The sequence below is a fragment of the Brevibacillus sp. BD137 genome, assembly GCF_041644655.1.
Lineage (GTDB): Bacteria > Bacillota > Bacilli > Brevibacillales > Brevibacillaceae > Brevibacillus > Brevibacillus brevis_D.
Map to the genome: position 1 here is coordinate 553,915 of NZ_JAOTNO010000002.1, position 13,773 is coordinate 567,687.

The 13,773-nt window shown below is 47.4% G+C and carries 4 protein-coding genes; all 4 read right to left on the bottom strand.

The window, feature by feature from the left end:
• The 4 genes from ODZ53_RS05895 to edeP all read right to left on the bottom strand — a co-directional run bounded on the left by ODZ53_RS05895 (window position 1) and on the right by edeP (window position 13,555).
• Window positions 1-1,164, bottom strand: coding sequence for a pyridoxal phosphate-dependent aminotransferase (locus ODZ53_RS05895; protein WP_015891491.1), 1,164 nt, complete (start codon window positions 1,162-1,164; stop codon window positions 1-3).
• A gap of 15 nt (window positions 1,165-1,179) precedes the next feature.
• Window positions 1,180-7,698 carry an edeine non-ribosomal peptide synthetase EdeN gene (gene edeN, locus ODZ53_RS05900; protein WP_372676409.1) on the bottom strand — a complete coding sequence of 2,173 codons (6,519 nt, stop codon included), beginning with the start codon at window positions 7,696-7,698 and terminating at the stop codon, window positions 1,180-1,182.
• A gap of 24 nt (window positions 7,699-7,722) precedes the next feature.
• Window positions 7,723-8,970 (bottom strand): lysine 2,3-aminomutase, encoded by a 1,248-nt coding sequence (locus ODZ53_RS05905; protein ID WP_041749467.1) that lies wholly within the window; start codon window positions 8,968-8,970, stop codon window positions 7,723-7,725.
• A gap of 79 nt (window positions 8,971-9,049) precedes the next feature.
• Window positions 9,050-13,555, bottom strand: a complete 4,506-nt coding sequence (gene edeP, locus ODZ53_RS05910) for an edeine non-ribosomal peptide synthetase EdeP (protein WP_372676302.1) — start codon at window positions 13,553-13,555, stop codon at window positions 9,050-9,052.
• Window positions 13,556-13,773: the final 218 nt, after the last annotated feature.

The following is a 13,773-nucleotide window of genomic DNA, read 5'->3' on the forward strand; positions in this document are numbered from 1 at the left end:
TTAGGTGGTGGTGAAAAATTCCCGCAAACGGTTAATTCCCTCGTTATACTTCGCGGCAGAGTATGAGAGGCGCAGTGTGTTCGGGATGCCAAAGTCAGAACCCGGTACAGTCGCCACATGTGTCGCCTCGAAAATTTGTGTAGCCAACTCAAGCGAGGTGCTGATGCCTTTTCTCTTCATAAAGGCTTCGCAATCAAGCGTGAAGTAGAAGCTGCCTCTCGCTGGCAGAGCACGGACATCGGGTACATTTTGGAAAGCGTCTATCGTGTAGTCCCGACGACCTTTATACAGTTGGACTAAATGATCAACTTCATGCTGGTAATCGAGCGCAGCCATTGCCCCGAATTGTACGACCGGGTCAGCTGTGAGCAGTGTGTGGTGCTGAATGACCGTCAGTGGTTGCACCAGCTCATCTGGTACGATCGCGTATCCGACACGTCTGCTATACATCCGATACGCTTTGGAAAACGCATCCGTTGTGATGAAGGTAGACTTGGTATTTTTCAGCTGCATCACGGATTCGCACTCGTCATCGAAGTAAGTGTTCGCATAAATCTCGTCATTGATAATAGCCGCACGGCCGTCTACAATGCTGTCGATCGTATACAATTCCTCTCTTGTAAGAATATTGCCTAACGGGTTACCTGGCGTGTTGATCACGACCACTTTCGTCTTGTCTGTGAAATTCTCTTTGAAAGAATCCACATCAAGTCTCAATGTATCCATATCAATTTTGTAGTAACGAACTTTCGCACCGACTAAGAGCGCGCAGAAATGGTAAAGCGAGTAGTACGGAAGTGGCAGCAACACTTCATCACCCTCTTTAAGCAAGAGGTAGAACAGGTTACGGAAGAGTGTGCTGGTACCGACACTGATCACGAAATTTTCCGGCTTGATTGTCACATCGTATTTTGTTTGATAGTGGGTCGCGAGCTTATCTTTCAGCTCAGGCAGACCACCTGGATATACGAGCGAATATTTTTCAAAGCTGTTCAACGCCTGTTGCATGGAATTAATAATTTCGGGATGCAGCGGCATTTCTGACTTTCCGAGAGTCATGCGGATCGCTTCTCCACCGTTTCTCTCAAGCTCATTTGCCATCTGGTCCAGTACAAACATCAAAAAGCGCTCGTCGTGAAAATTAATGGAGGATCTGATTTCCATATTCTCCTACCCCTTTTACTTTATTTTGGATTTTTCTGCTAACATCTTTAGGATTTTCACATAGCGATCCGAAAGCGATTCAACATATGCCGTCTGAAGCATAGCTGGATCAAAGGTAAAAACGACATGGATACCTTCCGAAGTTTCTGCTACTTGGAGAACTAATGGGCTTCCGGCCATCTCAGGCTCGACTGATCGTTTCACTTCACGTTTCCAAACAGTTGACTGAGCTTTGAACGGAATCGTCTGGTTAACAAAAAGTGTCGGCCATTCCATGTTCGTCGTCGCTTGCCAATGCTCTGACGGATACAACGCGAGCGCTTGCATCCGGGCATGTACTTGATTCGTTTGATCCAATAATTGTGAAAACGAACTGATCGTCTGCATATCGATCGTGAGCGGTACGATGTTGTCAAAGTTGCCAAGCGTATGTTCCAGCAGATCTTGTGTCCGATTCGTCGTCACTACCCCAAGCGTCAAACTAGACAATTGGGTGACCTGTCGAAGCAACAGCAGGTAGGAAGCAAGCAAAATGTCTCCCAGCTCCTGATTGGACTGAGCAGCTACATGCAGTAAATCAGCGTGACTCGTCGGGTCGATATACTGCTCGACTTGTCGCTTCGCTACCCCTCCTGTACCAAAAGGTTGAGCAGAATGTAGATTTGCTGCTGTCAACCACTCGTGGCGCTCGGCCTCGAGATGTCCGTAATAAAGCATTTTTTTCTGCCAAACAGCGAATGCTTCTTCGTAGTGAGGCTGTTCTTCCGTAGAAGGTTCATGCCCTTCTTCAATCGTCTGATACAGAGCCTCCCATTCCTCCAGAAGAAGTCCGATGCCTCGCCAATCACTAATGGAGCTGTGAAGACTTCCAATCAACCGATAGTGATCAGCAGTCAGCTTTACCAGTTCAAATCGAGCCAAACTTCCTGCATGATGCTCAAACGGTCTCTTCTGCTCGGCAATCAATCGATCCCGTAACCATATCGTTGCCTCTGCCTCGCTTTTCTCCTGTAAATCCCAAAACGCAAGTGGAATCGGTTCGGATAAGCCTTGTGGCAACAGCTGTGGAAAACGTCGCACGAGAGCTTGCCATGCTTGCTGCATATATGACGGTTCGATTCTGCTTCGAAGCTCGATGTCAAAACATCTGACAGCCACAATCCCCTCTTCTTGTTCCTGCTTCCTCAACCGTTCCTGAACCAAGGAATAGATGGGCGTAGCTTCCGAATGAAACTCGCCTAGAACCGGCTTAGGTCTTTCGGCGGCTGATTTCCCGTCGGTTAAAAGTAGGTAGGGGGCATCTTTCAAGAGCAGATTACGTCCTGCCCGGTCTGCAAAAGAAACGGGGATATCACACGCAATCAGTGTATCGATCCGTTCGGTCAGATTCGCTACCCTGTCCTCTATTTGGTAAACACCACAACCATTTTTCATGAGCGCCCGTTGTTCTTGCGAGTGTTCCATAAGAGGCTCGACTAATTGGATACTGCTCTCACTCGCTTTGCCCAGTGTGATGATACTCGCTTGCGATTGCCGATCCAGATATTTCTCGTGAACACGGTAGCCCAGGAACGTAAAGAACGACAGTGCCTGATCAGCATCTGGCGTAAGCAAACGGACAACAGACCGCTGATCGTTGCTTTGCCATTCGTCATGCTTCATATCCTCGCTCTCTACAAGTTCAATCAAGCCTACCGATTCCAGAAAGAGAAAAGCAACGAGTCTATGCTTGAAAAGCACTGCTGGCTTAGGAGCGCTGACCAAATCGTATTTGAATCCAGAATCAACTAAACTCTTCAAAAATTGATTAATATTGGAAATAGAATAACATAGATGGTATGGTCCCGTCCCCTTCTCTTCCAACAAACGAACGCAAGGTGACGTTTCATCGACTGGCGCAATCAGCTCGATTGGTACACTTCCCGGTTTCATGCACATCGAGAGATACACGTTTTGTTCTGGATCTTGCAGGGAATCGCTCGCATCAAACCCGAGAGTGCCATACATGATTTGAGCCGGACCCAGTTCTGGAACGGCAACTCCGACATGATGAAGGCGGTTCATCACGCCCTCTTTTTCTGTTTGGTGATGTACGATGTAAACATCATCCAATCGCTGCTTCGGATGCTTCAGAAGCGCTGCGAGTACACGCAAATAGTTGTCAGCAAAGCCTTCCATAGTCTCCGCTTTAAACAACTGGGTATCGTATTCCAGCACGCATCTGAATTGATCAGCGAGTGGTGTAATATCCAGCTTAAAGTCAAGCTTCGATGTTTTGGATTCATGCGGAACCTCTTCAAACTGCACGTCACCCAATGTAAACCTGACTTCTTGCTCCCGTTGGTTATGGAAGATCAGCATCGTATCAAACAACGGATTTTGCGTTTGCTGGATGCCTGCAGCGCTACGAGCAACGATTTCTTCAAACGGATACTCCTGATGTTCATAAGCCAGGAACAAACTGCGCTGAACCTCTTGTACAAAATCGGTATACACGAGTTCGGCACGAGGACGATTGCGAATCGGAAGGAAGTTGATAAAGACACCGACGATTCGTTCCAAATCGGGATGGTTACGTCCAGCTACCAGTGAACCGACAACGAAATCTTCCTGAGACGTGTATTTCATCAACAACACGTAATAAGCCGACATCAAAACAGCATGGACAGTCACTTCGTTCTGCTTGGCAAATGCATGCAAATCACCGTACGTAGAATCAGTAATGAAGAACGTATGGTGATCTCCCTGGAATGTCTTAACAGCGGGACGCGGGTAATCCAGTGGAAAAGCCATAAGTGGGACTCGGTCGCTAAAGGTGTCCACCCAATATTTTTCCTGCTGATTCCACTGCTCGCTCCCCCGCTTCTGCCACTGCCAGTCGGCGTAGTCCTTGTATTGAATAGGCAGTGCAGGCAGCTCTTCACCCACGTACACTCTAGCGAAGTCTTCCATTAACACATTCAGTGAAATGCCATCCAAAATAATATGATGAGAGTTGAACAGCAGATAATGCTGAGTGGCTGTGACCTCGACTAGGCAAACCTGAAGGAGAGGGGCTTTCGTCAAATCAAAGGATTGCCGGAAGTCCTCCATCACTTCGTCCAATGTCCTGCCATCGCTATGCATCGTTTGGATCTCAAATGGCACATGGTCGCTGATGTACTGATACACTTCTCCATCCTGTACCGCAAACGAAGTACGGAATGCTTCATGCCTTTGGATGATTTCATTAAATACACGTTTCACTCGACTTACATCCAAATGACCGTTTACCGCGATTACACCCGACATGTTGTAGCTGGTGCTTTCCCCTTCAATTCCATGCATAACGAAAATTCGTTTCTGGGAAGAAGAAGCCCTATATCTCTCGGCTTGACTGACCCGATCAATCGGCGTGTAAGATATCGCCTGTCTACCTCTGATGCGATCAGCCAATTGTCGAATGGTCGGGTTCTGGAATACATCCTTGATTGTGATGTCCGTTTTTCTCTCTTTTTGCAATCTGGTCACGAGTTGAGCAGCCTTCAGCGAGTGGCCTCCTAGCGAGAAAAAATGATCGTGCACACTTAATTTTTCGACTGCCAAAAGTTCTCGCCATATTTGTGCCAATTGCTGCTCAAGTTCATCTGCCGGGGCCTCTTCCTTTCCCGAGCGATACTGCGTGTAATCCAGACGTTGCAAGGCAGTCTTGTCTACTTTTCCACTCTGCGTCCGAGGCAAGGCATCAAGATGGACGAAAAAGGCAGGTAGCATGTAGTCAGGCAGATAAGTCAACACTGCTTTTCTCAGAACGTGTTCCTCAATCGGATGCATCGCGGCCAAGCATGCAACCAGATAAGGATCGCGCTTTGACTCCTGAATAGCCACTACCGCTGCTTCCTGGACACCAGGCTGACGGCGCAGGACAGCTTCAATTTCCTCCAATTCAACACGGTTGCCACGAATCTTAATTTGGAAATCCTTGCGACCAAAATATTGCAGATGTCCTTCATCCGTCCAGCAAGCCAAGTCTCCTGTACGATAAAGCCTGCCAAACGGGGTCAGGATATAGGACGCTCTGGTTTTTTCCTCGTCAGCGATGTAACCTTCCGTTACTCCCATCCCGCCAACGTACATTTCCCCTATTACCCCTTTAGGCAACAGATGAAAATCTTGGTCCAGAAGAAAAACACGAACGTTATAACTCGGATGTCCAATCGGAAGCGGATTTTCAAAAGGCCCTTGTCGCGGTACACAATACCCGGATGCCGAGATACTATTTTCCGTCGGACCATACAGGTTGTACATCTGCGCTTGAGGTAACAGGGCTGTATGTCGTTCCACTAACGAAGAAGATAACATCTCTCCTGTACACAACACTTTTTGAATCGAATCCAGCGATCCATCAGCCGCGTGGTCAAGCAAAGCGTGATACATCGTAGGGACAACGAGTATCGCGTTTGCTTGTTGGCTCTCGATGGCAGCCGCAAGCTTTTGCGGGGATTTGTTTTCATGTTGCTGCAACAAGCAAAGGGTCCCACCGCTGATGAGTGTGCAGAAAATCTCGACAACCGATGCGTCAAAAGTCAATGTGGCGATCTGCAACGTTCTCGTCTGCTCTCCGAACCCAACAAATTCAATGTGCCACCAAAGAGCGTTGATTAATTGATCATGCTTTACACGCACACCTTTTGGCGTACCTGTTGAACCAGAAGTAAAGATGGCATATGCGGTACTCGAAGGCGTCGCTTTTCGCTGTGGTATTTGTGTTAATTCCTGGGCCCAGCAAGCTGGTTCATCCAGACAAAACACCCTTGTTTGCAAGTCAGCAACGAGTTCCAGATAGCTGCCCTCTGTCACGATCAGACTAGGCTGGATCTGGCTTACGATCTGTTCAATTCGCGCTTTTGGCAAGTCTGGATCAAGTGGGACATAGTAACACCCAGCTTTGAGGATAGCTAGCAGTGCAGTAATCATTTCAGGGGAACGATCACACATGATAACTATCGGTCTACCTGCATCTGTCACCTCCTTTTGCAGAGCGCAAGACAGGCGATTGGCTTGCTCTTGTAGCTCCTTGTAAGTCACTGTCTGCTTTCCTTGTACAAGCGCAACTGCATCCGGTGTTTTTTCTGCCGCTTGATCAATCAACTCGTGCACGCAGTAGTTACTCGGAACTGGTACGACTTTCATCTGTTCCTCAATCATCTCGTGCCGCTCATGATCACTGAGCAAGGTAAGTTCACGAATTTCTTGATCTGGATCAGCCGCAATCAGCTCGAGAAGGCTCTGATAGTGAAGCGCTAGGCGTTCGATTTCCTTTGCTTGAAACTTCCATGCCTGGTAGTTGACATGGACTGTCCATTCATCACCTGGTGTTACTTCCAGGACCAATGGATAGTCGGTTGTTTCATGTGAGGTGATATTTTCCAGCTCGAAATCAAGTTCCAATCCGGCCAGCGTCTTGTCGATCGGATAGTTTTGGAAAACGAACAAACTATGCGCCAAAGGGGTTTGTACGTCCATCTCTGAGCAGTTTTTCAACTCAACTGCTGGCACGTACAAGTGCGGGGCCATCTGGTGCTGCTCTTCCATCATGACACCCAGCAGATCTTTGACTGTTGTCGTTTCTGTCCGTTTGACCCGGAGCGGATACGTCTTGATGAAGAGGCCGACGATTTCCTCTACTCCGGTGAGATGGGCAGGACGTCCGGCGTAGGCCACTTCAAAAAGAGCATCCCGCGTATCGCTGTATTTTTGCAGCAAAATACCCCATGCGGCTTGCAACAATGTGCTGATTGTCACGCGGTAACGCTTGGATGTTTCCTCTAGTGTCTCTGTCAGCGTTCGACTAAGCCGAAGATGATAAGAAGAATACTTCCGCTCTTCGTTACGATCCCGCATATAGGGAAGCGGTGTAGGCGAGCTAATTCCTTGTAAGGAATCTTTCCAATACGATAAGGATTGTGCTTTCGATGCTTCTTTGAGAAAACGCAGATACTCCTTATATTTCGCCTTTTGTTTGATTGCAGGGGACAGCCCCGAGCACAATTGTCCATATGCCGTAAATATCTCTCTTAGGAGAATGCCAGAGCTCCATCCGTCCATGAGAATGTGATGAAATGACCATATGACTTCATAACGATACAACTCCATCCTTACTACTTGAATGCGAATGGTATTGCCCAACTCAAGCGTGAAAGGTGTTTGCTTGTCCTGTGACAGCAAGGCTGACAGTTTTCTTTCACGCGTTCCAGATGGTAACTCGCTCCAATCGAAATAAGGAATCTCCAATGTCTTTTGCTTGAGAATGAGCTGGACAGGGGCTTGAAGCCCCTCCCAGCGAAAAACCGTACGAAGCATTTCATTGGCCTCAAACGCCATCGAAACAGCCTGCGTAAACAACTCCAGCTGAAACTTGCCACGAAGGGTTAGCCGATGCTGTTCGAAATACAGATTGGAATCCTTTTGGAGTCGGTAGTAAAACAGCATGCCCTCCTGCGTAGGACTTAACGGCAAAATGTCAGCTATATTGTTTTTGTCGATCTTGTTCATCACAATTTTTCTCTCCTGACTCCCTTACCGAACAGCTTCACTCGGCAGGTTTTCCACGATCTCCCCATCTGCATTCACGTACGGCAAGCCATTATGTTCGAAAACATGGTCGAGGCAGTACATCTCTCCCTGTTTGTAGTCCAAAATCATCAGGTCTTCTGAACGGGTTGGGATTAATTCCTTCAACCGCTCTGGAAGATAGTCTGGTCCGACCGCTTGATGCCATTTCAAAACAATTTTTTCAGGGCGCTCGGCTGTCGGATAAAAGCCACAAATCTCTAATTTTCCAAAGTCGTGCGAAGTAAGAAGCACCCCTTTTTTCTCCAAGCCACCCAGATTGCGCTTGGACTCGGCCACATTCCGGAACGCCTCGTCCAGTGGAATGGCATACTGCTCGACTCCCCTAACTGGCATAAACACCGTCAAATAATACGAAATGATTCGATTATCCAAAAACTTGCGCTGCAAGTCGATCAAGGTCTCGACAGAATCGTTCACGCCACGAATGATAGCAGGCTGTCCGCGAATCTGGACACCGACGGATAGCAGTGCTTGCGTTGCTTGGATCGAAACGTCACTGATTTCCCCAGGATGGTTGAACTGGGAAATGACACTTACCTGCTTACCGGGCGTTTGTCTTACTTGGTCAAAAAACGCCAGCAGCTCTCCATCAAGAAAACGAGCAGGGTCATAGGCCAAAGCCTTGGTTGCAAAGCGAACGAGTCGAATACTCTTCACACTCAATAGCGTGCTGATCAGCTTGATTAAGTCAGAAGTTTTACGGAAGGAAGCAGGGTCTCCACCAGTAAAAAGAACATTATCGATGTACGGATGGGCTTCCAAATACTGTACTGCCCTTTCTGCCTTGTCCATAATATTGGTGTATCCAATATCTTCATGGCGGATTTCGTTCACTTTATAGCAGAACTGGCAGTTGGCAATACAAAAGTCGTCGATGTGAAGCAACAATGTCTTTTTGTACTTGTGTTGCAGGAAAGCTGTTTCATCCTGACGATACGACTTGTTTCCATACGGATCAAAGCGGCCTTTATAGGGTTTCACTCCCGGTGGAGGAAGCACGATATTGATCATCTGGGTACGATAAGGCTCTGATTGACTCGCAATCAACTCGGCATAATAGCGAGTCACCTTGAATGGCATATAAGACTGCTCCAGCAATGCACCGCGTTCTTCCTTTTCCGCTTCTGTAAAGCCGACAATCGTCGCGAATTCCTCAAATCCCTTTTTTCCCATTAGTACCTTGACACTCAATGTAATCCCTCCTGTCATTCATTAAACACTCGTCATTTTTGGCTTCTCGGAAAACTTGGTCAAGCATGAGATTCGCTTCTTAACCAAACAGCAAATCCAGCTCTTTTTGCGTCAATTCCACCTCTTCAAAATCCGATGGCGTAAATTCAGGGACCTCTTGGTGGCAGCAATGATCAATGAGCTGCTCCAATTCATTGATAAACAACGTAAGTAACTTCTCCATGGTCTCCTCGCTATACTTGCGCAAGCTGTACGTAACAGAAACCTGAAGTTCTCCTTGGCGAATGAGAGCAGCCACGTCAAGCAGTGCTGTCAAATGATTACCCACTCCGGCATCAACCGCCAAGTTTCCTCCCATGAGAACCAGCTCATCACTCAGTTGATTATCCACGGATCCCAGATAATTGAATCGAACATGGGATTTGTCCACTTCCGCGAGCAGATCAGGCTTTAGCCAGCCAAACCCAAGCCCGCCCATCGGAATCTGGCGCAACTTCTCCTTTACCTCTCTTAGGTGATCGGTCCGATTGGATGGATTCGTTTCAAACAAAACAGGATACATGCTGGTAAACCATCCTACTGTTCTGGTTACGTTCATCGTGTGAATAGAAGACTCACGCCCATGCGACTCCATTACCAGCAAGAGACGCTCCCTACCAAACACATCACTCAGTGTCCGAGTAAGTGCTGCAACCAATAGGTCTTGGGGACCCGTATTAAACATTCGATTGGCCGTTGTCAACAGTCGCGACGTCATCTCGGCTGAAAGTGTGCGAGTAGATGTAGCACTGTATTCTACCAAGTCTTCGCCAAAATCGAAGTCAGTCGGTAGCTGGTCTTCCGGGATGGAAAACATGTCCCAATATGCTTTTTCTTTGCTTGCTTGAGTCGACTGGTAATAGGCGGAGACTTCCTTGATCCACGCTTGCATCGAATGCGTTTTATCTGGTAAATTAATCGGCTCATTACGTTTCAGACTGGCCAAGGCGCTCATCAAATCTTCCAGGAGAATCCTCCAGGAGACACCGTCCACAACAAGATGATGGGCCGTCAGAAACAATCGCTGAGGTCGATCCGGTCCCAATTCAAAGAGACAACCGGTAAACAGAATTGATTCTTCCAACTTGAAGCTAACAGCACAATCTCTCATCGCCTCAAGCATTCTTCTCTCCTGTTCTTCTTGCGGTACGGAAGAAAGGTCGACGTAAGATACTGACACTCGATTGGTTAGGTGGCGCTCATTGTAAAAGAGCTTCCCCTCTTTTGCCGAGTAATTGAGCCGCAAACAATCGTGATGATTAACTAGTGCTGACAGACTCGCCTCAAACTCCTCCAGCGTTACTTTTTCCTTGCTTTCGAGGAGCAACGACTGGTTCCAATGATCAGCATTGCGGAACTGTTGTGACAAAAACCAAGAAACAATGGGAGATGAAGGCAACTCGCCCGTACACGGCTCTTGTGGGATCTGTTCCACTCCCCAACTCCAGTCACTTCTCGCTTTTAGTTCTGCAATCGTGTCATAAATCAAGATGTCTCTAACCGGAATCTTGATTCCCCGCTGATGCAATCGATAAGAAACCTGAATCGCCTTGATCGAGTCTCCCCCTAGTTGGGAAAACGGGTCCTGTAAACCAAAAGGCGAATGACCGAGCACGTCCTCATACACTTCAACCAATAGCTTGTCAAACTCGTCACGAGGACTGGTTTCATCCTCCGCACCTTTTCGCTCCATGACAGGTTCGGGAAGCTGTTTTCGATCAACTTTGCCATTTGAGGTCAGCGGAAATTGTTCAAGCTGCACGATTTGCGAAGGGATCATGTAAGCAGGCAATCGACTTGCCAGTTCTTCGCGGAGCTCTTTTTCCCGGAAAGCTGTTTCCGTGATCACATAAGCACAAAGGTACTTACGCCCCCACGTATCCATGCGATCAATCACCACTGCCTCACGCACAGAAGCATGACCAAGTAGCTGCTGTTCAATTTCACCCAACTCAATGCGGTATCCATGAATCTTCACCTGATAGTCAGCTCGCCCCAAATACTCCATGACTCCATTGGGACGATAGCGAACCAAATCGCCTGTCTTGTACATCACTTTCCCTGGCTGAAACGGATCGGGTAGGAAACGCTCTTGCGTCAATTCCTCGCGGTTAAGATACCCCCGTGCCACACTATCTCCCGAGATGAATAGCTCTCCAGTCGAACCGATTGGGATTGGCTTCCCATATGAATCCAAAATATAGAGCTGCACGTTACTGATCGGATGTCCAATCGGTACAGATCCTTCGACATCGGTCACTGGATCGTATTGATAGATCATGCATCCGACTACTGTCTCGGTAGGGCCATACTCATTGAGAATTTCGATTTGTCCGTTCCATTTCGCATGAATGGCCTCAGCCAGACTCACCTTCAAGTCCTCGCCGCCCACTATCACTCTCTTTACCGTAGTAGAAGGCAGAGCGATCTCTTGCAGCAAAAACAGATGGGCAGGTGTCAGCTTTACAACATGGGAGCGTCCGTCACTAAAGATGCGCGATAACACAAACTCTGAATCGGAGTGAGGATAAATAACCATCCGATTTCCCTTTACCAGCGGGCAGAAAATGGACGTAACCGTCAAATCAAATGCCAGTGAGGAATACAGAGCAAACGCTTCTTCAGGACAAGAGAGATAGCGGTCTTTCGCCCACGAAATATAGTTGACCAACCCTCGATGAGTAACCATGACTCCCTTCGGATTTCCAGTAGAGCCTGATGTATAAATGACATAGGCCAAATCATCTGGCTGATTGACCGATTCCAGGATTGCCCCATCATTTCGATACAGGGACGAATCACCGAGCTCCAGAATTGCTTTGGACCACGAAATATCCTCTGATTGCGAAGTGTGACGAAGCAACAGGTCCGCTCCAGAATCGGACAGCAGATATTCAATACGCTGTGAAGGGAGCTGAGGATCAATCGGAAGGTATGCCCCGCCAGCTTTTAGAACAGCCAACAGTCCGATGATCATCTCTGGCGAATGATCTGCTATCAACGCCACAATTACGCCAGGACCAACTCCTCGGTTTCGCAACGACTGAGCGAGTCGATTCACTTGATCCTGCAGTTCCTGGAATGTCAGCGTGCGCCCCTCTGACTCCAATGCAATTCCTTGTGGCGAGCGCATTACCTGCTCTTCAAACAACTGCACAACCGTCTTCTCGCTGGGATAGGAAGCTGCAGTATCGTTCCATGTATGGAGCTGTAGTGCCAGCTCTTCGTCAGCAAGGAAGTTCAGATTGGATAGCGGTCCTTCTGGATTCGAGATCATCTGATTGAGTAGCCGCACGAGATGATCCGCTATTCGGTCAATATCTTCTTCCGTGTACTCGGCGATCTTATAATCCAATTCCAGCGTCAATTGTTCATCTGTAGCCCACTCCCTGATAATGACTTGGAGCGAATACAACTGGTGACCGTTGTAAAACTCCTCATTCGTCACGGGGTACCCGCCTAGGGTGAAGGGCAGCTGCGTGCTGTAATAATTCACACAAATCTGAAACAGGCTGTCATAGCCATGTTTCTTCAATTCCAACTCTTGAGCCAGCAAATCGTACGGATATTTCTGATGAAAAAAACAGGAAGTCAATTCCCTGTTGACATATTTAACATAATCGAAGGCATCCATTTCCATCGGAACTGCCAGACGAAAAGGCATGGTGCTGGTAAACATCCCGAATATTTTGCGCTCCACTTTGCCTGAACGGTTTAACAGCGGCGTACCGATCACGATTTCTTCTTGCCTCGTACAACGCTGAAGGTAAAGACTGACGAGAGCTACAAACACGGAATTTAGCGAGCATTTCATCTGTTCCGCAAACTGGCGTATTCTTGTCGAATCTTCCTGGTTAAATGCATAGACTTTGCGCTTGCCTTTGGTAGTATCTGTTGCCTTTTGTAATGTCGTGATTACGGGCAAGCTCTGAAACTTGTCCCGCCAGTAGCGCTTGTCCTTTTCAAATCTCTCAGACTGAGCATAGGCATGCTCCCTGTCGACAAAAGCTTGATAAGCGTGTTCATCTCCTACATGAACGGTACCGCCTGCCAACAACGTGTCATAATAGTGAGCAATTTGTTCCGTCATGATTGAGATGGACCAGCCATCAGCAATCAAATGGTGCAGCTTTACAAAATACCCTGCTTCCTCGTCGCTCAGTTGGATCAGACAAAAGTAGAACAGAGGCTCTTGTCCGATTGAAAACGGCTTTGTAAACAAAGCTTGCAGGACTTGTCTGCACCGATCAGGGGCATTCGGTTCCTGTCTGAAATCAAACATCTGCAATGGCTGCGGTTCGTACTCTCCAACAAACTGAAGGACTGTTTCTTCCTCCTGATAGTTGAGTCGCAAGGTATCGTTCTTTTGAATGAACAGGTGAATGGCCGCTTCCAGTACATCCAGCTTCACCTTTCCTTGAACTCGCACCATCCCCCCTAACGTATGGATAGGAAGCTGTGGATGTAATTTTTCCGTATACCAGATACGCTTTTGTGGATGACTTAAAGGATAACCGACCTTCCATTGCTTCTTATCCTGGCGCAAAGAATATCCCCCTTTCTGAATTGTGTAGATGTAATCACAACTCAGACATGGTAAAAAATCAAATCGGTTACAAATACTTCCAATTTCAACTATATAGATGACTCTTCTATAGTGTCAAATGAATTTTCCATAAATTATTATTTCTGAAAATTGAGCTAATTCTATCTCTCTTTCCCCTTCTCTAGTGCTGCATAGATATAGAAAAAAATTTGTGCACT